Annotated in this window: 22 protein-coding genes and 1 tRNA gene; 7 read left to right on the top strand and 16 right to left on the bottom strand. The window is 42.8% G+C overall.

Translation table 11 applies throughout. The features are described from left to right. Positions 1-109: 109 nt before the first annotated feature. On the top strand, positions 110-1,069 hold the full coding sequence (locus PR725_RS00890) for a TerC family protein (protein WP_109911701.1): 960 nt from the start codon (positions 110-112) through the stop codon (positions 1,067-1,069). Positions 1,070-1,332: 263 nt separating this feature from the next. Continuing rightward, on the top strand, positions 1,333-2,586 hold the full coding sequence (gene sstT, locus PR725_RS00885) for a serine/threonine transporter SstT (RefSeq protein ID WP_272567142.1): 1,254 nt from the start codon (positions 1,333-1,335) through the stop codon (positions 2,584-2,586). Between the two features lie 109 nt (positions 2,587-2,695). Here sstT and PR725_RS00880 read toward each other — a convergent pair whose 3' ends face one another. Then, on the bottom strand, positions 2,696-4,717 hold the full coding sequence (locus PR725_RS00880; RefSeq protein ID WP_164529161.1) for an NADPH-dependent 2,4-dienoyl-CoA reductase: 2,022 nt from the start codon (positions 4,715-4,717) through the stop codon (positions 2,696-2,698). A gap of 223 nt (positions 4,718-4,940) precedes the next feature. On the opposite strand from PR725_RS00880, the gene PR725_RS00875 reads away from it, so the two are divergent. The 3 genes from PR725_RS00875 (at position 4,941) to PR725_RS00865 (ending at position 7,135) form a co-directional block, all read left to right on the top strand. Continuing rightward, the gene (locus tag PR725_RS00875; protein WP_109911818.1) at positions 4,941-5,537 is read left to right on the top strand and encodes a GNAT family N-acetyltransferase; all 597 of its coding nucleotides are present in this window, start codon (positions 4,941-4,943) and stop codon (positions 5,535-5,537) included. Between the two features lie 618 nt (positions 5,538-6,155). Further along, positions 6,156-6,232: transfer RNA gene (locus tag PR725_RS00870), tRNA-Ile, on the top strand. Between the two features lie 408 nt (positions 6,233-6,640). Beyond that, positions 6,641-7,135: a nucleoside deaminase gene (locus PR725_RS00865; protein WP_109911730.1), complete on the top strand. Its 495-nt coding sequence runs from the start codon at positions 6,641-6,643 to the stop codon at positions 7,133-7,135. 121 nt (positions 7,136-7,256) lie between these two features. On the opposite strand, the gene PR725_RS00860 is transcribed toward PR725_RS00865, so the two are convergent. The 15 genes from PR725_RS00860 to PR725_RS00790 form a co-directional block, all read right to left on the bottom strand. Then, a complete protein-coding gene (locus PR725_RS00860) occupies positions 7,257-8,900 on the bottom strand; it encodes a thiamine pyrophosphate-binding protein (RefSeq protein ID WP_110731711.1) in 1,644 nt (547 codons plus the stop codon). A 41-nt stretch (positions 8,901-8,941) separates the two neighbouring features. Next, positions 8,942-10,411 carry an aldehyde dehydrogenase gene (locus PR725_RS00855; protein ID WP_272567138.1) on the bottom strand — a complete coding sequence of 490 codons (1,470 nt, stop codon included), beginning with the start codon at positions 10,409-10,411 and terminating at the stop codon, positions 8,942-8,944. A gap of 13 nt (positions 10,412-10,424) precedes the next feature. Next, positions 10,425-11,216: an aspartate dehydrogenase gene (locus tag PR725_RS00850; protein ID WP_004908411.1), complete on the bottom strand. Its 792-nt coding sequence runs from the start codon at positions 11,214-11,216 to the stop codon at positions 10,425-10,427. Between the two features lie 11 nt (positions 11,217-11,227). Next, a complete protein-coding gene (locus PR725_RS00845; protein ID WP_109911733.1) occupies positions 11,228-12,022 on the bottom strand; it encodes an SDR family oxidoreductase in 795 nt (264 codons plus the stop codon). 10 nt (positions 12,023-12,032) lie between these two features. Then, a complete protein-coding gene (locus PR725_RS00840) occupies positions 12,033-12,872 on the bottom strand; it encodes an alpha/beta fold hydrolase (RefSeq protein ID WP_109911734.1) in 840 nt (279 codons plus the stop codon). Between the two features lie 15 nt (positions 12,873-12,887). Further along, the gene (locus tag PR725_RS00835; RefSeq protein WP_004908416.1) at positions 12,888-13,400 is read right to left on the bottom strand and encodes a cupin domain-containing protein; all 513 of its coding nucleotides are present in this window, start codon (positions 13,398-13,400) and stop codon (positions 12,888-12,890) included. Positions 13,401-13,425: 25 nt separating this feature from the next. After that, entirely contained in the window at positions 13,426-14,706 is a 1,281-nt protein-coding gene (locus PR725_RS00830; protein ID WP_004908419.1) for an MFS transporter, read from the bottom strand. Between the two features lie 20 nt (positions 14,707-14,726). Then, complete coding sequence (locus PR725_RS00825) at positions 14,727-15,944, bottom strand: NAD(P)/FAD-dependent oxidoreductase (RefSeq protein WP_004908421.1); 1,218 nt, start codon at positions 15,942-15,944, stop codon at positions 14,727-14,729. A 4-nt stretch (positions 15,945-15,948) separates the two neighbouring features. Continuing rightward, positions 15,949-16,866, bottom strand: a complete 918-nt coding sequence (locus tag PR725_RS00820; RefSeq protein WP_109911737.1) for a VOC family protein — start codon at positions 16,864-16,866, stop codon at positions 15,949-15,951. 109 nt (positions 16,867-16,975) lie between these two features. Further along, entirely contained in the window at positions 16,976-17,752 is a 777-nt protein-coding gene (locus PR725_RS00815; RefSeq protein WP_004908423.1) for an IclR family transcriptional regulator, read from the bottom strand. Positions 17,753-17,785: 33 nt separating this feature from the next. Then, positions 17,786-18,541 (bottom strand): SDR family oxidoreductase, encoded by a 756-nt coding sequence (locus PR725_RS00810; RefSeq protein ID WP_117162546.1) that lies wholly within the window; start codon positions 18,539-18,541, stop codon positions 17,786-17,788. After that, on the bottom strand, positions 18,534-19,574 hold the full coding sequence (locus tag PR725_RS00805; RefSeq protein WP_272567236.1) for an aromatic ring-hydroxylating oxygenase subunit alpha: 1,041 nt from the start codon (positions 19,572-19,574) through the stop codon (positions 18,534-18,536). Before PR725_RS00805 ends, PR725_RS00810 begins: the two co-directional genes overlap by 8 nt. A 57-nt stretch (positions 19,575-19,631) precedes the next feature. Further along, the gene (locus PR725_RS00800) at positions 19,632-19,940 is read right to left on the bottom strand and encodes a recombinase-like helix-turn-helix domain-containing protein (RefSeq protein ID WP_004908428.1); all 309 of its coding nucleotides are present in this window, start codon (positions 19,938-19,940) and stop codon (positions 19,632-19,634) included. A gap of 2 nt (positions 19,941-19,942) precedes the next feature. Beyond that, positions 19,943-20,257 carry a nitrite reductase small subunit NirD gene (nirD, locus tag PR725_RS00795; protein ID WP_004908430.1) on the bottom strand — a complete coding sequence of 105 codons (315 nt, stop codon included), beginning with the start codon at positions 20,255-20,257 and terminating at the stop codon, positions 19,943-19,945. A gap of 354 nt (positions 20,258-20,611) precedes the next feature. Then, on the bottom strand, positions 20,612-21,541 hold the full coding sequence (locus tag PR725_RS00790) for an MBL fold metallo-hydrolase (RefSeq protein WP_272567128.1): 930 nt from the start codon (positions 21,539-21,541) through the stop codon (positions 20,612-20,614). 487 nt (positions 21,542-22,028) lie between these two features. On the opposite strand from PR725_RS00790, the gene hypF reads away from it, so the two are divergent. Both hypF and hybO read left to right on the top strand, forming a co-directional pair. Next, entirely contained in the window at positions 22,029-24,323 is a 2,295-nt protein-coding gene (gene hypF, locus PR725_RS00785; RefSeq protein WP_196718184.1) for a carbamoyltransferase HypF, read from the top strand. A gap of 592 nt (positions 24,324-24,915) precedes the next feature. Next, entirely contained in the window at positions 24,916-26,034 is a 1,119-nt protein-coding gene (gene hybO, locus PR725_RS00780; RefSeq protein ID WP_004908437.1) for a hydrogenase 2 small subunit, read from the top strand. The last annotated feature ends 2 nt before the right edge of the window (positions 26,035-26,036 follow it).

Below are 26,036 nucleotides of genomic sequence, written 5' to 3'. Positions count from 1 at the left end.
GAGGTTTGCTCATAATTTACAACCAAAAGACATAACTTGTGGTTAATGAATTTTAAGCGGCTGATGTCTTCTGGATATCAGCCGTTTTTTGTTTTTAAGGGAAAGGAAAATGCACTCAGTTGGTAACCCAATTTTATGGGGTAGTTTTGCCGTTATTATTTTACTTATGTTACTCATTGATTTGTTCTGGCAAGGGAAACACAAAGGCCAAGCAATGTCGATGAAACAAGCTGCGGCTTGGAGTATCGTGTGGGTAACGCTTTCGCTTCTCTTTGCGGCGGGCTTTTGGTGGTATCTTAATGAAAACGTGGGACGTGAGTTTGCCGATAGCCAAACAATGGCGTTCTTAACGGGTTATTTATTAGAAAAAGCATTAGCTGTTGATAACGTATTCGTTTGGTTAATGCTCTTTAGTTATTTTGCAATCCCTGCAAATTTACAGCGTCGTGTGCTGGTTTATGGAGTATTAGGCGCTATCGTACTTCGTACGATTATGATTTTTGCAGGTAGTTGGTTAGTCACACAATTTAGCTGGATTTTATATGTATTTGGCTTGTTTTTGCTATTTACTGGTTTGAAAATGGCTTTTGCTAAAGAAGATGACTCGCCAATCACGGATAAACCGTTAGTAAAATGGGTTCGTTCTCATTTACGTATGACGGATGAATTGCATGGTGAAAAATTCTTTATTAAACGTAATGGTGTCCTATTTGCGACCCCACTTATTTTAGTGCTGATTTTAGTTGAAATTAGTGACGTGATATTTGCGGTGGACAGCATACCTGCTATTTTTGCGGTAACGACTGACCCATTCATTGTTTTAACATCGAACTTATTTGCCATTTTAGGCCTACGTGCGATGTATTTCTTGTTGTCTGGAGTTGCTGAAAAGTTCTCAATGCTAAAATACGGCTTAGCAGTAATTTTAAGCTTTATCGGTATAAAAATGCTATTGATTGATATTTTCCATATTCCAACGCCGATTTCGTTGGGGGTAATTGCCTCAATCTTAGTCGTAACGTTAATCATTAATGCCATTGTTAATAAACGTAACGAAGCAAAAAGTTAATTTAACTTTTTTATTTTTAAATCCTCTACTGTAAAAGTAGGGGATTTTTTTTAACCCTATGAAAATACTCAACCATTTTACTCCTCTCATTCTACTATAAGAAACAAAACTCTATTGAGATCACAGTTATGTAAAATGTTTGTTAAACAAAGTCAATCATTGTGTATATTTTGAATAATTGCCTTTTCAGGCGACTATTATTCCTTATACTTGCTGTGCAAACACATTTAATTCCTAATAAAGATAAATAATATAGGTCTATTATGGATACAAATAAAACAGGGTTATGGCGAGTTATTAGCCAAGGTAGTCTAGTCAAACAGATACTGGTTGGCTTGGTCGCGGGTATTTTGCTTGCATGGTTATGGCCATCTGCTGCAAAAAGTGTCGGGTTGTTAGGGGATTTATTCGTTAGTGCGTTAAAGGCGGTTGCTCCGGTATTGGTATGGGTGTTAGTGATGTCATCCATTGCTAACCATCGTCAAGGGCAAAAAACCAATATCAAACCGATCCTGGTGTTGTATATTTTGGGAACATTTTTTGCCGCGGTTGTTGCCGTTATTGGTTCTTTCCTGTTCCCGTCAAGTTTAGTTTTAGCCGTGGGGGATACACAGTTAAATCCACCGGGTAATATTGCCGAAGTGTTAAAAGGTTTGCTAATCAATATATTTGCGAATCCTGTCGACGCACTGATTAAGGGTAATTATATTGGTATATTAGCGTGGGCGATCGGGCTGGGTATTGCGCTGCGCCATGCAAATGAAACCACAAAAAATTTAGTTCATGACTTTTCTAATGCAGTAACACAACTGGTACGTGTTGTGATCCGCTTAGCGCCTTTAGGGATTTTTGGCTTAGTTGCTTCAACTATCGCAACGACAGGCTTTGCAACCTTAAAAGGCTATATACATGTTCTCGCAGTATTAATTGGCTGTATGTTAATTGTTGCTTTCATTGTTAATCCACTAATTGTGTATTGGAAAATGAAACGCAACCCATATCCATTAGTTTTCGCTTGTTTACGTGAAAGTGGGGTAACGGCATTCTTTACACGTAGTTCTGCAGCGAATATTCCTGTGAATATGGGGATGTGTCGTCGTATGAATCTGCATGAAGATACCTACTCTGTTTCTATCCCATTAGGTGCAACAATCAATATGGCAGGTGCAGCGGTAACGATTACTGTTCTGACGTTAGCTGCGGTACATACGTTAGGGATCCCTGTTGATATCCCAACGGCATTATTATTAAGTGTTGTGGCAGCAGTTTGTGCATGTGGCGCCTCTGGGGTTGCGGGGGGCTCACTATTGCTGATCCCATTAGCTTGTAACATGTTTGGTATTTCAAATGAGATTGCGATGCAAGTGGTCGCAGTTGGTGTGATGATTGGCGTGTTACAGGATTCAGCAGAAACGGCGCTTAATTCTTCAACTGACGTGTTATTTACTGCGGCGGTGTGTTTAGCGGAAGATGAGAAACTGGCGAACGCGGAAGCGCGGTTATCTCACCGTGATTAATGAGCAAGTGAACTAAATAAAAAGGCAGGGATCGTGAAAACAATCTCTGCCTTTATTTTTGAAAATACGGTTAATTGTCAGTGACAAACCTCACCAACAGAACGAGCAATCAAAGCTGATACGCGATTTTCATTCCTTGTTCAATTGCGCGGCGAGCGTCAAGCTCGGCTGCTACATCAGCACCGCCAATAACATGGGCATTAATGCCACGTTCTGCTAATTGTATTTTTAATGGACGGTAAGGCTCTTGTCCTGCACATAAAATCACATTGTCAACGGGAAGGCACTGCGTTTTATCTTGATAGCGAATATGGAGCCCTTCGTCATCAACTCGCATGTATTCAACACCATTTAGCATATGAACACCACGTTTCATCAGTGATAAACGGTGAACCCAACCCGTCGTTTTACCAAGGCCTGCCCCAACTTTACTATTTTTACGCTGTAATAAGTACAATTGACGGGCTGATGCCATAGGGACTTTTTGTGGGGGGAATACGCCACCTTTAGAATGAATTGAGGTATCAATATTCCACTCTTTATTAAATAGTGAAGTATCTAAACTGCTACTTTTCCCTTCCTGGGTTAGCAATTCAGCAACATCAAAGCCAATCCCTCCAGCACCAATAATAGCGGCGCTTTTACCAACAGAACGCTGTTTGGTGATGACATCGATATAAGAAATGACTTTATGGTGTTCAATGCCTTCGAGCTGGATTTTCCGTGGGGTGACGCCCGTTGCAATAATGACCTCATCAAATCCCGATAAACAGTCAACATCGGCTTGGTGTTCAAGGCGTACATCAATATGTAATAGTTCTAGTTGTCGGCAGAAGTAACGGATAGTTTCATGAAACTCTTCTTTACCGGGTATTTGCTTTGCGAGGTTAAATTGCCCACCTATGTGGTTAGATTTTTCAAACAAAGTGACGCGATGCCCCCGTTTTGCCGCGTAAATTGCACAAGACAACCCAGCAGGCCCTGCGCCAACAACTGCAACAGATTTACTCTGTGGGGCTTTTTCGTTGGGGTAATCCATTTCTCTAACGGCTTGTGGGTTAACTAAACAACTGGCCAGTTTGCCACTAAAAATGAGGTCGAGACAGGCTTGGTTGCAGCCAATGCAGGTGTTGATTTCGTCTGCTCTATTTTCTGCCGCTTTACGAACAAACGCTTCATCAGCCAGAAACGGCCGAGCCATTGAAACCATATCGGCTTGATGATTGGCAATAATATGTTCTGCAACAAAAGGGTCATTGATGCGGTTAGTGGTTATCAGCGGAATATTCACTTTTCCCATTAATTTCTGGGTAACCCAACTAAATGCACTACGGGGAACTTGCGTTGCTATCGTCGGTATTCGAGCTTCGTGCCAACCAATACCCGTGTTAATCATACTGGCGCCTGCATTTTCAATTTGTTTGGCGAGTAATTCGATTTCTTCCCATATTGAACCTTCTTCAACTAAATCCAACATGGAAAGTCGATAAATAATAATAAAGTTAGCGCCAACAGCTTCCCGTATTCGCCGTACGATTTCAATAGGAAAACGAATTCGGTTTGTGTAACTTCCACCCCATTTATCGGTTCTATGGTTGGTACGTTTGGTGATGAATTGGTTAATTAAATAGCCTTCGGAGCCCATAATTTCGACACCATCATAGCCTGCTTGTTGAGCGAGTTTGGCTGTTGTCACAAAGTCATCAATCGTTTTTTCAACGTCATCAGTTGAGAGCTCTCTGGGGGCGAATGGAATAATTTCAGCTTGAATAGGGCTTGGGGCAACTAATTTGGGGTGTAGCCCATAGCGCCCTGCATGCAAAATTTGTAAGGCGATTTTACCGTCAGCTTGGTGGACGGCATCCGTGATTTGTTGATGAAATGACAGCTGTTTTTCATCATTTAGTACCGCGCCATGTGCGGTAAGCGCCCCTTCAGGATTGGGGGCGATGCCACCGGTAATGATGAGGCTGACACCATTTTCGGCGCGTAAGCGATAGAAATGTGCCAGTCGTTCACTGCCTTGCGGGTGCTCTTCAAGCCCAGTATGCATCGAGCCCATCAAAATGCGATTTTTTAGGATAGTGTGGCCTAAATCAAGCGGGGTAAAAAGGTGTGGAAAATTGCTCATTATTATACTCCCATTCGGGATTTCATTAACAGGTCAGATGAGTCAACTGTAGCGTAATGAAGCTGCAATTTGGTAAAGATGTTAAAATTTTGTGATTTTTATCATATGTTTTCGGTTAAATAGCTGAGTGTCATAAAAAATAGGTGTTTTTTTATTTTTATGTCATAAACAGAGATTAAAAAAAGAGACACACAGCATAAAGAACGATATAGGGGAAACAATGATGAAAGAGATTTGCCAAGCTATTACTTTAGAAGGTGAATACGTTCGCCTTGAACCTCTATCTCACCAATATGATGTCGAACTGGCAGATATCATTCGACGAGATGGGTTAAATAATTTGTGGTATGCCTTAGTTCCTGAGCCTGAGCATTTTTCTCAAGATGTGGAAAAGCGTCTGGAAAATTTCCAGAAAAAGGAATGTTTACCTTTTGTGGTGATTGATAAACGCACTGGTAAGCCTGTTGGTATTACTTCTTATAACCGTGTGGACCATGCGGTAAGACGGGTTGAAATCGGTGCCACTTGGTATGGGGTCGAAGTACAACGCACTGCATTAAATACAGAGGCTAAATATTTGCTGTTAAAGCATGCTTTTGAGGAATTAAATTGCGTTGCAGTGGAGTTTCGTACGCACTTTTTAAATAGCCAAAGTCGTCGAGCTATTGAACGTTTAGGGGCCAAGCTCGATGGTATTTTGCGCAACCATATGAAAACTAAAACAGGTGAGCTACGTGATAGCTGTGTATATAGCATTATCGAATCAGAATGGCCGTCGATAAAACATCACTTAGAATGGCAGATGGTGAAACCGCGCTAAGATTAGGTGCCAGTAATCGCCCACCGAAAGGTGGGCGATGATTCCAACATCAAGCTTTAACATTTCGCTGCTTTATGTAGCGCTTGTACTTTAACCTCTGTTGGCCTCGCTCCTGTGATTTCGCCTATATTTTTGCCAATAACCGCTTTATTGATTTCAAAAGTCGCCACAACGTCAGCACCATGTTCTTACAAGTAACGGATCAAAAATTTACCCATTTTTCCGCAACCATATTGAACTACACGTACTTTTTTCATCATTTCTGTCCTATATGCGAATTATCTATAAACTATATTGTGAGGTCTGAATGTAAAAATATTGTTTTATATCAATTATTTGAATTAAGAGCTTTTAATAAGTTTAGTTGCCATTATGATGTTGTTTTTATTATTAATTTGATATTGGTAAAAGTTAAATATAGATAAGGTGTGAGAAACTGATTTAAATAAAAAAGAGTAGAGCTCATTAAAATTGCAGGAAACGACTTTCAAATGATAGCAATTGCTTATGCTATCGCATTGAATTATAAGTGGAGGGATTGAGTTGAACACAATTTCAGCATACGGTTTCGAAACACTAGACCTAAGCTAAAACTACACGTATAATCCTCTCCACTTTGGCCCCTTAGCTCAGTTGGTTAGAGCAGTCGACTCATAATCGATTGGTCGCTGGTTCAAGTCCAGCAGGGGCCACCAAATTTTAGCTGTTAAATCAGCGCATTAAGCCACTTCATCGTAAGTGGCTTTTTTGTTTTTCTAAAGCATATCACGCTAATTACCCCTAAATACTTTTGTAATTCATTTCAGCTTTTCATTTCTTGTTAATTCGTATATTTACTGGTTTTTTGAAATTATGTGATTGATATTGCAATTCTTTTGGTGACCTAAAGATTGAATCTATTGAAATCCTTTTCATATATTTAAGCTTGATAGTTTCAGTAGCACCCTTGTACTAACAAAACATGGGCAAATATTTTGCATCTCCCAAATGTGCAAGGAAATTGTGCACACGCAGGTTATTTTGTATTAATTCATAACTAGACTTGATATAACCTATTTAGGTTATTTTAAAATTAAATTAATTTATGCATAAAAGGTGTGTATATGGAAAATAAGCTTAACAACAATGAGCAGCAAAATGCGCTAGATATTCAGTTTATGACGCAAGCTTTGGCTTTGGCAACGGATGCTGCGAAAAATGGCAATGAACCCTTTGGTGCAGTATTAGTTAAAAATAACCAAGTCGTTATGACAGGTGAAAATCATATTCATACTGAAAGTGACCCAACCTATCATGCGGAGTTGGGTCTCATACGCCAGTATTGTTCTGAACATAAAGTCATGGATTTATCCGATTATACGCTGTACACCAGTTGTGAGCCGTGTTGTATGTGTTCCGGTGCAATGGTATGGAGCCAATTAGGTCGGATGGTTTATAGTCTTTCTCATGATGAACTAGCCGAGATTGCCGGTTTTAATATTATGTTGGGGAGTGATGAAATCTTCGACAAAAGCCCCTTTAAACCTGAAGTGGTTAAAGGCATCTTAAAAGAGCAAGCGGTTTCTATTTATACGCAATATTTTAAGCCAAATTTATAATCTTAGTCGGGTGCTATAGTTCCCCACTATAATAATTTAAAAAGCAGATGGCTTTAATCGTTTGCATCATTATCTATCAATGAAATAGGGTAGCTTATTGCCACCCTAACCATGGTGAAAGTTAAAATAACTTTTTCTGTGGGGGGCCTGAAAAATTCATTGTACCAATATGATTCATTAACACTTCAACGACAACAGGTTGCTTCAAGTCGACAGCTTGGCGGAGCGTTGATTGAAAATCGGTGGCTTTATCTATCGTAAATGCTTGAATCCCCATCGATTGAGCTAATTGACTAAATGAAGGGGTGAGTAACTCATTATAGTATTGGCGGTCTGAGAAATATTTTTCCTGAATACCTCGCATTACGCCATAACCTTGGTCATTCATAATAATCAATACAATTGGGAGCTGCTCTTGTGCCATAGTGGCCAATTCGCCTACGCCTAACATTAACCCGCCATCACCAACTAAGCCAATAACAGGTACATTAGGGTTTGCTTTGGCACTGCCAATTGCCATGGCGAGTCCTAGCCCGATTGCGCCTGCTAAGGAGTGAATGTTGTGCATTGGCTGGGTCGCTTTGAGTAAACGGCTTCCCCATAAACTCCCTGATACCGTAATGTCGCGGACAAAAATACCATCGCTAGGTAAGACTTGCTCTACGGCATCACTGAGTTGGCTATAAGGGCCACATTGTTGCCTTAGTTGTTCTTCAGCCTGCTGTACGGCCTCTTGCACTTGTTTTTTCCACTGAGTAGAGATAGGGCGCTTGGCTTGTTCGATTTTATCGGCAAGTGCTTCAAGTAAACTTTTACAATCCCCAGTTACCGTCAAGTCAGCTAAATAGTTGCGATTGGCGGCGAGTGGGTTTATATCGATTTGAATGATGGGGTGTGGCAAAGGTAATGACCATGTTTTGGTTTCATTACTGCGTAAACGTGAGCCTGCGACGATAGTTAAATCGCATGAACGCATTAATGCATCAACGGAATCTGCATTATGAAAAGCGCGTAAGCTGAATGGATGGTCATCCGATAAAATACCTCGTCCATGGGTACTGCTGATGACGGCAATACCTGCATCAGCAAGGCGTTTGACAGCATCTTTTGCTTGTAGGGCTCCTGCGCCAACCCACAATAACGGCTGTGCAGCGTGTTGAAGTTTGTCCCAAATTGCATTGACTAACGATGTACAACTGTCAGGCAACCTATAAGGGGGAAGTGGTGCACTCAGTACAGATAATGGCACTTGCGCACTTTGAATATCAATTGGGATCTCGATAGAGACAGGGCCACAAGGTATAGTTTGAGCAACTTGAATGGCTTTATGCAGCGTGGCGACGGCTTGTTCGGGGGTATGAACACGAAAAGCGTGCTTTGAACTCGAACGTAAAAAGCCGAGTTGGTCATGTGTTTCATGAATAAACCCTGCGTCCATATCCAGATAAGCTTTTTCAACTTGGCCTGTAATGTGGATCATGGGGGAGCATGCATTCATAGCTTCAATCATTGATCCTACAGCATTTCCAGCACCTGCACCTGTACTGGTTAGCGCTACCCCTAAGCCACTAAAACGGCTATGGGCATCCGCCATGGTGACGGCCCCTGCCTCCCCACGACTTGGCGTAAAATCAATCACGTCCCGGCGCCCGATAGCATCTGCTATGGGTAAGTTATGAATTGAAATAACCCCATAAACCGTTGTGACTTGGTATTGTTCAAGTGTTCTGGCGATAGCTTCGCCAACTGTAATCATTTCAGACATTTTATTCTCCTCAATGCTGCCATAATCCGGTGACGGATTTGCTATTCACACCAACGGTTTGGTTGTGGGTTAAGTGCCAGAAATAGGCTTTTTTGTTGCATATAGGCATTGAGGCTTTCAAGGCCTTTTTCACGGCCAATGCCACTTTCTTTAAAGCCGCCAAATGGCGTTGAAATAGAAAAAACTTTGTAGGTATTGACCCAAACAGTGCCGACATCAAGCGCATCGGCGAGCTTAAATGCTCGAGTGTAATCTTTTGTCCAAATACCTGCGGCAAGCCCATAAACAGAATCATTAGCTTGCTGAATGAGGTCTTCTTCATCATCAAATGGCATTACGACGAGCACGGGGCCGAAAATTTCCTCTTGGCAAACCGTAGATTGGTTATTTAAGCCTTCGATAATCGTCGGTAAAAAGTAGTTGCCATCTTTGAGTGCCGGGTCAGCGGGTGCAGTTCCACCAATACGGATCTTCCCCCCTTGCTGAACGGCTTGTTCGACATAGTTTCTGACGCTATCTCGGTGCGAAGGGGAAATTAATGGCCCTAGATGAACACGCTCTTGCCTTGGGTCACCAATAATCAGGTTGCGGGTCAATTGTGTTAGCTTTTCCATAAAGGATGAGTAGATATCTTTAGCCACAAATAGGCGCGAACCGGCGATGCATGCTTGCCCCATCGAACTAAAGATACCGTAACAAACACCATGTGCAGCGATATCAAGGTCAGCGTCTGACAACACGATAGTTGGGGATTTTCCCCCAAGTTCAAGTGACGTGGTGATAAGTTTATCCGCTGCAATATGAGCCAGTTGTCGTCCGGTATTGGTGCCACCTGTAAAGGAGATTTTTTTCACCAGAGGGTGGCGAACCAGTGCATCACCGACAATCGAACCTTTACCCGGTAGCACACTCAACAGGCCGCTGGGTAAACCTGCTTGCTCAAATAACTCAGCCAATTTTAATGAAATTAGAGGTGTGGCTTCCGCGGGTTTTAAGATGACCGCGTTACCGGCCGCAATCGCTGGGGCAATTTTTTGCATATCACTGGCAATCGGGGAGTTCCATGGCGTGATTGCAGCGATCACGCCAATAGGTTGGTAGGTACTTATGGTCATCAGCTCTGGCTGGCGACGAGGAGGAAGTTCACCACCTGAAACTTCACAAACCGCCGCAAAGTAGCGAGCGGTTGCTGCTGCGCTCATCACTAAGCCACGTGCTTCTGCCCAAGGCTTGCCGTTATCCAAAGTTTGTAATTGAGTTAATGTTTCGCAGTTTTCATCAATTAAGCGACTCACGTTGTACAAGATAGTTGCCCGCTGGTGAGCGGGAAGATTACGCCAAGAAGGCGATCTCCATGCCTTATCTGCCGTAATTACGGCATCTTCGACATCTTCCAAACTTGCACTGTTAAGGATTGCAATCACCTGGTTATCCCCCGGAAAACGCGATTGCATTTCAGGCCCGCGACCTAGCTGCCATTTACCGCCAACAAAAATATCCATTTTGTTCATAATAGGGCTCCTATTAAATAGCTCGGTGTTCAGCGACTCGACGACAAATTTCAACAGCACTTAAAGCAGCTAACATCGATGTTTTCGGATTTGAAGGTAGTGGATTTCCATTGAGTTCAATGCAGAAATGGCCAAAATCGCCCGTAACATCAATACGGTGTGAGTTTTGTGTGGTAGTCGGGTCAACAACCAATTGTACTTGGGTGGCATCCATCCCTATGCCATACAGTGCAACAGTGGCAGCCACATTGGCATTCGCTGGAAAATTCAGTGCCGCTTCACGGGCACTGCCACTAAAGAACACCGTGGGCTGTGTCACTTGTGATAAATCGACATAACGCTCAGCCGCGCCATTGCGCCAACTTGCAGGGCTTTTACGTGACAGGTAGGTCACATGGGTGATATTCGCCTCTTTTGCGGCACGTAGGCCATCAAGACCAGCAACAGCGCCAGTCAGTGGAATTAACTGGCTGTGGTGGCGTTGGGTTAAGGCGACCAAGTGTTGTTCAAAGTCCGTGTCAGCAAGGGCTCCCGTTGAGATAATGGCCAGTGTCCAGCCTCTTTCTAGTACCGTTGGTGCATATTGTTTAACGGCTTGGTGACCCGCACATTCCAACACTAAATCCGGTGGAATGATATTATTGTCAAGGTTATCGATGGGGGTGACTGCCCCTTTAAAGCGTTCCAAAATGGCTTGATGGTGATGGGGCCGGGCAACAATGTAACGCAGGGCTATCTCATTAGGTAAGCGAGTAATCACTTCTTGAGCCATTGCACCATAACCAATCAACATGAGTGTTTTCATCGTTAAATCCTTTAAATATGGTGGCTAAAGCCACCAGAAACATCTAAAGCGGCACCCGAGGTAAACGACGCCATGGGGGAGGCTAAAAAGACTAAGGCACGTGCGGGCTCTTCGGGTTTTCCTAAACGTTGCATTGGAATACCTCGTTTTTTAGCGATATCACCAATCCATTGTTCCCAATCGAGATTTTTATCACTGCGATTGTCGAAGCGACGTCGCCATTGGTCGGACTCCACCATGCCAAGTAAAATAGAGTTCACACGGATCCCTTTGGGTAACAGTGTTTTCGACAAGTTTAGCGTCATGTTTAATAATGCTGCCCGAGCCGCCGAGGTGGCGACCATATGTGGTTCAGGCTGTAAGGCCAGCAGTGAATTGACACAGGTGATAGAAGCAATATTTGATTGCTCTAAGAGTGGCAAGAAAGCATTCACCGGGTTAATTACACCAAATAGTTTTAACTGGGCTTCGTGTAACCATGCTTCTTCGGGGGTATTGCTATAGCTTGCGACATAGCCTTGCCCTGCGTTGTTTATCAATATATCGACGTGCCCATATTGTTGATGAACCTGTTTTGCGAAAGCTTCGGTTTGTGTTTTATCAAGAACATCACAAGGTTGTGCGATAAAATGCCCTTGAGGGTAATGTTCTCGTAATGTTGTAAGCGCTTGCTGGAGTTTGTCTTGATCACGACCGCAGAATGCCACTTTACAGCCTTCATCCAGTAAGAGTTTGACGGTTGCAAAGCCGATGCCGGAGCTTCCTCCTGTCACGACAGCAACACGGTTATTTAACTGTAAATTCATGAGTCTTCCTTTATTCTGCTTGGCAATAGAGCGTCTCTAAAAATTGTTGTAAATGGTTGTTAAAGGCATCTGGCGCATCTAAATAACTGGCGTGCCCCGCTTGGTTTATCAGGAAATAGGGGCAGTTTTTTTGGCGTGCGAGTTGCTCTACTTGTGCTGGTGGCGTAATGGTATCTTCTGTGCCAACCAGTATTTCCAATGGGCCATCATAGCGATTTAAATATTGGCTGATATCGTCATGGGCTAGCATCCACGCCGCGGCTAAGAAGCCTTTAGGGTTGAGCTTCTTCATGTTCTGTTGAACCCAATTGACTTTCTCAGTGGTTGCGTTGGCGGATAACAAAGCAGCAGCACGATTTTGCGCATATGCCTCAATACCAGAACTCAAAACAATATCTTGCCGCTGTTGGTAAACTTGTTTTTGTTGGTCAGGGCTTTTTGTTGCATAACCTTGCGCGGGGTTCGCTAAGATTAAGCCTTTAACTTTATTGGGATATTGCGAGGCAAAAGCACTTGCCATTATGGCGCCAAGAGAGTGTCCCACTAACACGATGTTTGATAAGGCTAATTTGTCAATAAAAGCATTCAATGCATTTGCGTAATCAATAGCGGTAGGCGTTGTCGTCTCTAGCTCACGGCTTTCTAAATAGCCGGGCGCATCCCAGCTATAGAGATGATAGTGTTTTGTCAGTGATGGACTGGTCAGTTGGCTTACCCATGAAGCAGATCCAGAGCTGATACCATGCAACAATACCACTGGGTGCCCTTGGCCTGCTTCTCGCCAATTGAGACGATATTGGCCAAAGTCTGCTATCAGTGGTTCCGGGAGTTTTTTATTGAGCAAATTCATCACTGACGACTCCTGTTAGTTACGTTTAACTTTTGATAAAGGGTGATCTTCGGGATATGTTGGGATCGCAGGTTTTGGTGTCCCGATCATGACGCACATTAAGGCTTCTTCTTCCCCATGGTTAAATAAACCACGATAAATGCCCGCAGGGACTGAAATTAGGTCACGCTCTTTCAGTACGGTTTCATACTCTTCATCGCCATCTTTTACAAACAACGTGATGGTGCCTTTCAACATAAAGAACACTTCTTCAACATCGGGGTGGAGGTGTAATGGCCCTTCACACTTGGCAGGGAGAACCATGGTGGAGAAGGTAAAGTTCTCTGCGGGAACGGTGTTGACATCATTAGCAACGCCAGTCGCACCCGTGCCGATATAGCGCATTTGTGCGCGGCGATATTTAGGGTCGTAATCCGCTTGGAATTTCAGGGCATTCCAGTCATATTTACGCCCTTCAAGGCGAGCAATGCGTGACTCAATCCATTGTGCCATTGGAATATCTTGTGGTTTGATTTGCGGTTGTGACATGGTGTTATCTCCAATAAAAAATGAATTAATATTTTTTCAGTAAAGGCACTAGTAACAAGCTGCCGAATAAACCTATGACGACGATAAATAACAACCCGCTATCCATAGTGTGAGTGACGGTAATAAGAACTCCCATTGCCAGCGGTGCAGCGGCGCCAGCAAGGTTTCCTAACCCATTGAAAATACCGCCTGCTAATGCACTGACTTGCTTTTGTGTGGCTTTTGCGAGTAGAGCAAAGATATTTGGTGCGCCCGCCCCCCACATGAACATGCTAAATGCCATCATAAGAATGATGCTGTAGGTGCCAGTGAGAAATAACACACCAGCAAGGCCTAACACGGCACCAAGTAGTGAAATAAAACAAACGAGTGCGCGGCGATCGTAGCGATCTGATAACCACGCTCCGATGGCTTCACCAAATAACATGGCGATAAAGGGAAGGGATGACAGAATTCCCGCATGTTCTAAGTGAATGGATTTACCTTTAATTAAATAACTGGGTAACCAACCATTCATTCCCCAAAGGTAGATAAGAAAAGCGATATTAAACATGCAGATAATCCAAAAATGGCTATTTTGGAATAAGCGTTTTTTATGGGCTCGCATCGCGGCCAATTGCTCCGCTGGAAGTGTTTCACCTGCTGTGTTTTTAGTCTGAGCTTGACGATTGACTAAGTTGGGATGGCGAATACCAATCACCACAAGCCACCAAACAGGAACAGTAAAGGCGGCCATGACAAAAAATGTACTTTGCCAACCATAGTTATTTAGTAAATACAATGAGATAGGAAAGCCTAATGCTGCGCCTAACGGTGTACCTAATAACCACATCATGGTGGCACGAGCTTGCATTTTTGGCGGAAAGGTACGGCGTACAATGGCGTAAGCGATTGCCAGCAAAGGCCCTTCGGCAATTCCTAGCAATACACGCAGAAAAACCATCGTGCCATAGTGGTGTGTGAATCCCATAAAAATCATGAGAAAACACCAGCTACTGATCATAAATAGCAGCATTTTGGTGGGATGAAATTTATCGCCAATACCGCTTAGTAGCATGGAAGAAACACCATAAGCGAATAAAAATGCGCTCATCAGTAACCCCAAACGGGTTGGGTCAAAATCAATTCCCAGAGCTTGCTGAAATTTTTCGTCAGAAAATAGAGCTGCAATACTGATTTTATCGAAGAAAGCCAGTAGTACACAGGAAAACAGCCCGATAGGGATCAACCAATTGATCTTTTCAGGAACATCTTGCTCGACTTGATCATGCTCTGAATTTTGTAAGGTTATAGTCTGATTAGCCATGAGATTTCTCCTGCTGGGCACTATTTCAGTGACATTAATGAAAATGTGGGATCAGCAAGTTGTGAAGGGTCCAATTTGCGGTGGCCTTGTATCCAACGTTTACCTAGCTTGATGGCTCGTGCATCATTAAATGCAATCATTTGCACCAATTCATTGCTTTCATTTAAAGCAAAATGAACCTCTGAATTAGGGGTATACCGTTGAATATGTTTTAATTTTTGTGAGGTTGGGACACCTAAAATTTGGATGTTGTCTTGGTATTGATCTGACCATAACCAAGCGAGTTCATTGAACCCTTCAGACTGCGGGTTTAGCATGGCTTTTGCTGTGGTGATGGCTTGGTTTTGCGCATAAGCCCATGACTGTAAACATAAGGACAGTGTTGGATGGCAAGCGACGTCGCCCGCAGCGTAAATATTTGGGTGAGAAGTCTGCCCTTGGTGATTAATCACAATACCGTGGGTAACATCAAGACCCGCTTCTTTGGCAAGTTCGAGATTTAATTCAACACCAATCCCCATAACAGCGAGATCGAAATTTTGCGAAGGCTGTTTTTGGCAACTAATTTGTAATCCACTTGTTGTCGGCTCGCCAAGTTCGATATCTCCACAATCGGTTATGACATGAACACCTGCTTGTGTGTGGCGTAATGCAAGAGCCTCTGAAACATTCTGCGGTACACTTCGTTCGCATAAGCGGCTTTGCCGCTCAAAAATCGTGACATCAATCCCCATTTTTCGAGCGGAAGCGGCAACTTCTAAGCCAATCCAACCACCACCAATAATGGCAATTTTTTGTGCAGAGAGCAGCGCACTACGTAATTTCTGCGCGTCATCCCATGAACGTAAGGCAAATACTTGTGGATGTTGCTGCCAACGATTCGACAGGTAGCGAGGCCGACCGCCTGTCGCGAGCAGTAATTTGTCAAACGTAATGGCACGACCATCACTTAAATAAATACATTGGGTTTGGCTATCAATTTTGGTGGCACGTAGTGGGCGAAACCACTGTAAATTTAAGGCATTAGTTTCTTGTTCGCTGAATAAGCGCGATAATGAAAAACTCTCCTGTGTCAATGCGGCTTTAGACAGCGGTGGGCGCTCATAAAAATCATGGTTTTCATCGCTGATCACCGAAATAATACCTTGATAACCTTCATCGCGTAGGGTTTTTGCTGCCCAACCACCTGCCTGACCCCCACCGATAATGACAATACCGCCTTGGATTAATGAGCTCATGGCGTTACTCCTTAACTTGGCGGCGAGTTTCATAATCGAGACCACCTTCCACAGCCCATTCCGTAAATGAAACTAAGGAATGTTCTAGTTCGCGTGGCTGCCATTTATCGGTTAGGTAATCGTCATTGGTGTAATATTCGAAAGCCCCACCTGTTGGGCTGTTGACATACCAAAAGTAAGCGGATGAGATAGGGTGCCGGCCTGGACCAATAAAGGTGCTCCATTGATGGCGGTTCATTGCCAGACCGCCGCCAATCACTTCATGGATATCACGAACCGTAAAAGCGACATGATTGAGGCCGCTGCCACGATGAGGAAGCTTCAGCAAAAACAGGTTATGGTGGCAACCGTTTATTTGTGTCCGTAAAAAGACGGCACGGTCGATATAACGGTCTGAAACTTGAAAACCCAGTTTTTGGCAATAGAACGCTTCTGTAGAAGGTAAGTCATCAACAAAAAATACTACGTGACCGACGTTAATTGGCGTGGCTTTTTCGTAAACTGGGCTGGGTTTATCAATGCGGCGAATATCTCCCCATTGGTTGATAGCGGTGACCTCTAATTCAACCGTTTTTTGTTTACTAATAGTGAAAGCGACCGTCATGCCATTTGGGTCACGGCACTGTGCGCCATTTGACGTCAGTTGAAAACCATCACAAGGCCTAATTTTCTCAATGATCTCCTTGAGTTTATCTGGGCTTTCAACTCCCCACGTAATGCGACGCAGTGTTGAACCTGCTTCAAAAGGTACGGGTAAATTTGGATCTTGGTAGGAAAATAACTGTATTTCAGCACCCGATAACGTGGTGAATAACGAGGCGTTATCAGAGGCTGCTTGAAGGCCAAAATCATGTAAAAATTTCTGGCAGCTAGGGATATCTTCAACACCAAATTCTAATTTTTCTATTCCAATCACTGACATTGTAAAGTCCTCTATCGATTGGTGTTATTGCCAAAGGTTTTTTTGGGCAAAAAGAACCTGAGGCTTATGGCAATAAACCTAAAAATGTGTGGATGATATTCGGTTAACGCTAAACGGCTTTTGCTTGGCTCATGCCACCTATAAATTCAGTGAGTTTTTGGGCTGCATAGCTCACTTCATTTTGTAATCGCCGGCACTCTTGTGCAGGGATGCTATTCATTGGCACCATGATGCTAATCACCGCTTCTACGCCATTCGCTTGGTTATAAACAGGGTAAACAATGGATGAAATTCCTCGACGATAAAATGATTCACCAATCACATAGCCTCGCAGTTTGTCAGCTTGGATCATTTGCCAAAATTCCTGCTTGCTGCCTGCGTTGTCGGGTAGCTCATCGTCTGGGTAAAGTGCATCGAATTCAGCGCGAGTTAACCCACTGAGTAGCATACGACCGAGTGAGGTTCGATGGGCTAATAAACGCGTGCCTACGCTAACATGGTTAATTTTTGATTCTGCGCCACTGACTCTGGCGATGTAAATAATGTCTCGGCCATCTCGAATGACTAAATGGCTGTTACATTGGCTTCGGTCTCTGAGTTGCTCGATAATGGGCTGGCCTAACTGGGTTAAATCGAGCGATGCAATATAGCCAAGACCAAGGCTGAGTACTTTGCGGCCTAATGAAAATGCCCCAGTACGCGGGTGTTGGACGAGGAAATCCAAGTGCACTAAGGTTTGGATCGCACGGTAAGCCGTTGCTTTGGGCATATCGACTAAGCGAAGGATCTCGGCAAATGTGAGCTCACGGTGCTGTTCTGCAAGTAGCAAAAGAAGCTGTAGCCCTTTTTCCAAACCGGGTACCAGATATTTACATGTTGAATTCATGGTCCTCACCTCTTTACCGACAAAATGGCGAAATTAGTTAAAAATAAAGCCACCATTAACTGGGATTAGCTGTCCTGTAACAAAATCAGCCATAGGCGAAAGCAAGTACAAAGCGGTTCCTGTAACGTCTTCGGGCATCTGCTCCCCTTGTAATGCTCTGCCATTTTCATATAGCTGGTGGCGCTCGGCTGGGACGTATTGGGTCGCTTCGACTTTTGTGAGTCCCGGAGCAATCGCGTTGACGCAAATACGGTGAACTCCGAGTTCACGTGCCATTGAGCGTGTCATACTGATGATAGCCCCTTTACTGGCGACATAGGCCATCAGCTTGGGAGCTCCCCAAAGTGCGGTGTCAGAAGCAATATTGATAATTTTCCCGCGGGAGCTCTGCTTTAAAAAAGGAAGAGCAGCTTTGGTGACTAGCCACGTTCCTCTGACATTGACGGTCATAACCTTATCCCATAGCGCCAAGTCATATTCATCGAGCAGTTTTCCACCCACTCCTGTTGCCAGAGCCGCATTATTAATCAGCCCATCAATTGCACCTTGTTGGCCAATACTGTCGAATGCATGAGTGATTGAGTCAGGATCCGCTAAGTCGAGAGAAACACCTTGGGCTTCAAAACCTTGTTGTTGTAAGGACTCGACACTTTCTTGTAATCGCTGTTCGAGGATGTCACACAAGATAACTTGAGCGCCTTGCTCTGCAGCGGCTTGTGCAAAGCTAAAGCCAAGCCCTCTTGCAGCGCCTGTGATTACGATGCGTTTTCCTGACAAGACATCATGCATTTTCAGTTTCCTTATTGTTTATTAAGTCAAACTGTTTCTTCGCTTCACGTTGCATAATGCGGCGTAGGCGAGATAACCCCACATCGTGTTGATAAAGAAACTCTTTATCCCGTGCATTTGGTGTGAGGTTTTCCAAAATAATGCGATCTTGTTCTAGGACATCCCAATGTAGCCCTTCTAGGCGGTTGCGGTACATAAAGCGCCATAAATCACGTTGCCAGTCTTTCACTTTGCGAATACGCCAAAAGAAAACTCGAGTGAGGTGACGGTCTTCAGGTACGACCATGCCGATAATCCAAAAGTGCCCGCCAGGGCCGAAGCGTTTTTGATATGGGATAGATAAACGTAGCCAATTTGCTCCTGTACTCGCAAATTCCACCCAGTCGAAGTTGACACCAATTTGGTCATTTTTACGGAAAATAAACCCATTTTTTGTTGCTTCTAGGATCATTTCTGATTGTTTATCACCTTCTGCCATTGAGTGTGATGATGAATGGAGATAGGTGCCATGCATTGGGTCCATCACGTTTTCTAATGCATATTGGTAATTGCATTTCCACGATGCAGTGCAGAGGAAATTGCTATGGTTTTCGTCATCAGCTAACTCTTCAGGAAACTCAAGGGCTGGAGGTGTTTCACCGTCAACTACCGCAAAATAGAGGAAGATAGCGCCATGAATTTCTTGAACGGGATAGGTTTTTAAACATTTTTGACCTTCAAGAGGGCATTGACTGACCGCTGGAACATCTTTAACGACGCCATCACCACCGACTTCGACGCCGTGGTACCAACAGGCAATACGTTCACCTAGGTTCCAACCCATTGATAAACGGGCTCCGCGGTGTGGGCATCTGTCTTCTAGTGCGTGAATTTGGCCTTTATCATCACGCCAAAGGACAATTTGTTCTTCTAAACGGGTAATACCGATGGGGTCGCTGCTCACTTCCCAACTGGATAATACGGGGTACCATTGCCCTCGTAATCCGACATCGAGGTAATCTTGATAGTTTTGAAGTTGTGTATTCGTTGTCATCATTTGCTTCCGTTTATCAAAAGTGTTTTTGTTTTATTTTCTTTTTATGACAATGTATTAGTAACCATTGACAAGAAGAAATTCGCGGAAACTGCTGGTAGACCAAGGGTGCCCTTGTCGGTCATATAATTGTTGTTGATTTAATGCGCTAACTAATTCTTCAAGTGATTCAGTGCCTGCGGCGAATAGCGTTTCCAGTGCAAAAATAAGTTTATTTTCATATTCATCTGGGAGACGTGAACGTGTTTGCCAAACGATATTCGGTGCACTTCCTGGTGCCTGAATACTGCCTTTACCGCCTTCTCGCGCTGGGATGATTTGGTTATTCGCCGGCAAATACGGGTTGAAATTTTGAATGGGTTCCATTTCTACTCCTCAATCAAACTGATTTCGATTTGGTTGTCGTGAACGCGTGTTTGGTAGGTTTTGAGATCTCGCCCACCGGGTTCGCGTAAACATTTACCTGTTTTAATATCAAAAACGGCTTCATGTAATGGGCATTCCACTTTGCCATCTTCAACAAAACCTTGGCTTAACAGAGCGTAGGCATGTGGGCAAACATCTTCTAAGGCATAATATTGGTCTTCAACTAAGAAGATCCCAATTTCGGCATTATCAACTTTGGCGGAAAAAGGAAATTCTTCTTGAACTTGTGAGATATCGCAGACTGCAACCCAGCTCATGGTTTTCTCCTTTTGAATGTGCTGTAACATTTTGTTTCATAGGTGAAACATTGTTTTTTATTTAAAACCAGATTAATTGTATGGATGATTATTAGTCAATCAAATGTTGGCTGTATGTAAAATATTCGTTTCAAAATGTGGGGCGTGTCGAGGTTATGATGGAGTTTGGTTTCATATGAGAAACTTGTGAAAGATTTATTCAAATAGGACTACTCATTTACGGTGTTTGGGGGGATGAGTTATGGAGAAAAGTGAAAAATAAGCTATAGGATAATAGGCTCAGTATATAAGTTAATATCAATAGGATATTAAGAGATTACATGCAATATCCTATTGATGATATATTCAAATAAACTATTTCACCTCAAAACGTTGTAAGTCCTTACTGACCGTTACTGGACCTGAGTATTGTTTTCTCACTTCATTAATCCACACATCGTCGGTAATGGATGGGTCATCTGCAGGAACTAAGTGGGTAAGTACAAGGTGTTTTACATTGGCTTGTTGGGCTATTTTGCCGACATCTTCTGCGGTCGTATGGTGGGAAATAATCGCTTTTGCCAGCGTTGAACCGTTGCCGATACGATTTGCTAAATTTTCCACCCCAGAAACTAAGACGACTTCACTGATTAAATAGTCAGCATCTTTAGCAAATTCAATGAGTTGGCTATTATCAATCATATCACCGGTAATAACGATAGTTTTTCCGCCAGATTGTATTTTATAAGCGAGGGCTTCGTCTGAGTTAAAAGGTGGGTGTGGAACAAATAAGGCACTAATTTCGACATCATCATTCTTGAGTACAGACCCTTCTTGAATATCTTTTGCTGTAACCATTTGGCGCAAATCAGGTTTACCTTCATCTTTAACGCGTAAATCAATATCGCGACTAAATGTATCCCAAACACCTTTTGTCATACTTTCCGTTCCAACAGGACCATAAACAGCGATATTATGGTTTAAACCACTGTTCCAGGCATTTAACAGTAGGGCTGGGTAATCGGCAACATGGTCACTGTGAAGGTGGGTAATAAAGATAGAATCAAGGTTTTTTAATGGGGCTTTTGATTGAACTAATCGCAAACTTGCTCCGTATCCTGCATCAAATAGGTATATTTTATCGTTCTTGATAAATGCTGTAGATTGCGGCAAACGTTTTTCATTTAATAAGGAAGGACCGCCTTTTGTTCCAAGCGTAATAATTTCATCTGCACTAGCTAGATGGCTAGCACCAAATAGCGCAGCACCGATAGAAAGAGAAACGAAAAGTTGTTTTAATTTCAAAGTATCACCTCTTTATATTATTAATAGATTGAGTTTTTTTATATGAATAATATTCATTTATCCCAAGATGTTGCTATATTGTTAATATGTGAATGAGTCTACGTTTATGTATGACGGGATACTATCGTTCTTATGGACTAGGTGAATGATTTAGAAAGGTTATTTATGTTGATTTATAGAGAATAATTCTGAAAATAATTAATCAAATTAGCTATAATTCTAATATTATTTAATAGCGAAAGTTATATTGTTTACGCATTCAAGTTAAATTGGATTTTAAGTTTATATTTAAGACTGTTTAGAATTCTTAATGAATAAATGATAGGCTCTATTTTTTAATGCAATCATTATTGTATTGCTAATTAATGAATCGGTTTTTGAAAAATGAATCGGTCAATTGTACTTCCACGACTTTTCTTGATCTCAAGTGAAGCTTTTTTTATGTTTTAGCGCGAAAATATCCTTACAGTGGTAAGAGGATATCTCAGTGAAAAGTGGTATACAGTTACGCATTAAAGGGAAAGTTCAGGGGGTCGGGTTTCGCCCTTATGTTTGGCAATTAGCCCACCAATGCAAACTATTAGGTGATGTCTGTAATGATGGCGAAGGGGTGCTAGTGCGCTTATGTATTGATTCGGATATCACTGAATTTACCCAGTTATTGTACCAAAACTGCCCACCGTTAGCCCATATAGAAAGTATTGAACCGCAATCTTTTCAATGGGATAAATTACCCAACGCATTTACTATTCGCCGTAGTGGTGAAGGCAAAATGGATACCCAAGTGATCCCTGATGCCGCCACTTGCGATGCATGCCAACAAGAGCTTTTCACTCCATCAAATAGGCGCTTTCATTACCCATTCATAAATTGCACGCATTGCGGCCCGCGTTTCACGATAATTCGCCATATGCCTTATGACAGGCCCAATACCGCAATGGCTGATTTTCCCTTGTGCCCTAATTGTTTAGAGGAATATCAATCCCCAGCAGATAGACGATTTCATGCACAACCCAATGCGTGCGCGGTGTGTGGCCCTGAAATTAAATTATGCGACTCATCAGGAAAAACGATTGCAAATAAAGAGAACGCATTACTCTTGGCTGCTCAACAGCTATTGGCAGGGAAAATTGTTGCTATTAAAGGGATCGGGGGCTTTCACCTTGCTTGTGATGCGAGTCATGATGAGACGGTAGAGGCTTTGCGCGTTCGTAAATGCCGCCCAACTAAGCCACTGGCGGTAATGATCCCATCACTGAATTGGTTAGAGTTGCACAATATGCCGCCTAGTGATGGGCTATGTGCATTATTAAAAAGCCCAGCAGCCCCGATTGTATTGATCAAAAATTGGAAAAATCATGTATTAAGCCAATATATTGCGCCAAACCTAGCGGAAGTCGGTGTCATGTTGCCGTCTAATCCGTTGCAACACCTATTAATGGCACAAGTTAATCGCCCATTAGTGATGACGTCAGGAAATGTATCTGGAAAGCCCCCTGTGTTGAGTGAGCAAGCTGCGCTGGCAGATTTAGCCAATATCGCTGACTTTTACCTCACTCATAATCGCGATATCGTCCAACGTGCAGATGACTCATTGGTGCGTTATCATGATGGGAAAGCGGAAATGCTCCGCCGTGCGCGGGGCTATGTTCCTGATGCCGTTGACTTACCTGAAGGGTTTGAAAATTCGCCATCAATACTGGCCTTAGGGGCGGATCTTAAAAATACCTTTTGTTTATTGCGAGACAAAAGTGCGGTAATGAGCCAACATTTTGGCGATCTTGATGACATGGATATTTTCGAACAATATCAGTCTGCGATTGCATTATTTGAATCTATTTATCGTTTCACGCCAGCAGCGATAGTCAGTGATAGGCATCCTAGTTATGTGAGTACGCGCTATGGGGAGGCGTTATCACAGCAATTACAAATTCCATTACTAAAAGTGCAGCATCATCATGCGCATATTGCTGCGGTAATGGCCGAGCATGGCTTACCGTTAAATAGTAATAAAGTTATTGGGTTAGCTCTCGATGGGTTGGGATATGGCGATGACGACCGCTTATGGGGAGGTGAATGCTTACTGGTGGATTATAAGTCCAGTCAATATCTAGGGGGGTTACCTCCAGTTGCACTACCGGGAGGGGAATTAGCTTCTCGCCAGCCATGGCGTAATTTCCTTGCTCATTGTTTACAGTTTGTTCCCCAGTGGCAAAAGCAAGAAAGTGCCGCTTATTTAATGTCATTTCCTTGGCAAGGCTTACAAAAAGCAATTGAAAAAGGAATTAATAGCCCAATGGCTTCATCCACTGGGCGGCTTTTTGATGCGGTTGCTGCAGCGTTAGGTATTTGTACGGCGCAAACCAGTTGGGAAGGGGAAGCCGCTTGCCAACTTGAGGCGATTGCAATGAAGTCACCTGTGACTACGCATCCGGTCACTATGCCGTTAGTTGGTCAACAATTGGATTTACACACATTTTGGCAACAATGGATGACGTACTGTGCGCCTAAACCACAACGGGCGCATGCATTTCATGTGGCATTAGCGCAAGGTTTTGCCGAGCTTGCAAGGAAATCAGCGAACCAATATGGTACTAAGCAAATTGTTTTGTCAGGTGGTGTGATTCATAACCAACTATTGCGAGAGCTATTAGTGAATAATCTATCTGAGTTCGATGTGTTATATGCAAAACAATTTCCCATGGGCGATGGGGGGCTATCACTTGGGCAGGTAGCTATCGCTTCTGCAATATTGAAACATGAATCTATTATTGATGAATAGTATTATATTTATAAGATTGTATATCCACTTATAACTTTGCAGTTTATTATATTTAATGGATTATATTGTTTTTTTTGATATTGATTCTTATTTAGCATGTTCATGTTTATATTAATGGATTGTTTATTATTAATACACATATTCCGCCTAATTAATTAAGTTGCAATAATGAATTTCAATATAGCAATGAAAATAAAAGAATTTTATATTTTAAATGATGTGATATATAACGCATTATTGAAAATTAAATCCATTTATTTATATTTCTTTTCTTTTTTCAATACGGTTTACTGAATCGATTTTTCTAGCAAATATATAAAAAAATTTAAATTTCTTATTGCCTCTTGATGAAGATCAAATGATTTGGACGCGGTAGGAATAGGATCTTATTTTATATTTATGCATCAGGTTACTTAAATAAGAATTTATTTCATTAGACTTAGTTTTGTTAACTTTTTAAATAGAAAAATACAAGCCAAAGGTGTGTGCCTCATTTGTACACAGGGCTTTGTGGTATCTATAACCTTAAGATAATAAACAAAAATTGCCTAATGAATAGGTTCTAAGCCACCCATAATAATAGGAAAAAAGAATGATAGGAGATAACTCTATTATTTCTTCGCATGGCATTAACCGCCGTGATTTTATGAAGTTATGTACAGCACTGGCCGCGACAATGGGATTAAGCGGGAAGGCTGCAGCCCAAATAGCGGAATCTATTAGTGACCCAGCACGGCCACCGGTCATTTGGATTGGTGCCCAAGAGTGTACGGGATGTACAGAATCTTTGTTGTGTTCCACTCATCCTACGTTAGAAAATTTAATTCTCGATACCATTTCATTGGAATACCACGAGGTGTTGTCTGCTGCCTTTGGTGAGCAAGTTGAGCAAAACAAACATAACGCAATTGAAAAGTACAAAGGAAAATATGTTTTAGTTGTCGATGGTTCTATCCCACTAAAAGATAACGGTATTTATTGCATGGTAGCGGGTAAGCCGATTGTTGAGCATATTCGTGAAGTGGCTGAACACGCCGCAGCTGTGATTGCGATTGGTTCTTGCGCTTCGTGGGGCGGTGTTGCTGCAGCAGGCGATAACCCAACAGGAGCTGTGGGTTTAAACCAAGTGATTAAAGATAAAACAGTTATCAATATTCCAGGTTGCCCGCCTAATCCACATAATTTCCTTGCGACAGTCGCGCACTTAATTACGTTTAATCGCCCACCAAAATTGGATAGTAAAAATCGTCCAATGTTCGCGTACGGTCGTTTAATTCATGAACACTGTGAGCGTCGCCCTCATTTTGATGCGGGCCGCTTCGCAAAAGAGTTCGGTGATGATGGTCATCGTGAAGGTTGGTGTTTATACCATTTAGGCTGTAAGGGGCCTGAAACTTACGGGAACTGTTCCACATTACAATTCTGTGATGTTGGCGGTGTCTGGCCTGTGGCAATTGGTCACCCTTGTTATGGCTGTAATGAGGAAAATGTAGGCTTTCACAAAGCGATCCATCAGTTGGCGAGCGTGGAAAACCCAACACCACGGGTGGATAAACCGGATGTCAATAATCGTGAAGGTGGCCAAATTTCATCTACTGCTGTGGGATTAATCGGTGGTGTTGTCGGGTTAGTGGCTGGCGTCAGCGTGATGGCGGTACGTGAATTAGGCCGTCAAAAACGCCAACAAGATACTGACTCACGGGGAGAATAACC

Source organism: Providencia sp. PROV255, assembly GCF_028478065.1.
Classification (GTDB): Bacteria; Pseudomonadota; Gammaproteobacteria; order Enterobacterales; family Enterobacteriaceae; genus Providencia; species Providencia rettgeri.
The sequence above is the reverse complement of the archived record's forward strand: the minus strand, read 5'-3'. Positions and strand labels throughout refer to the sequence as shown.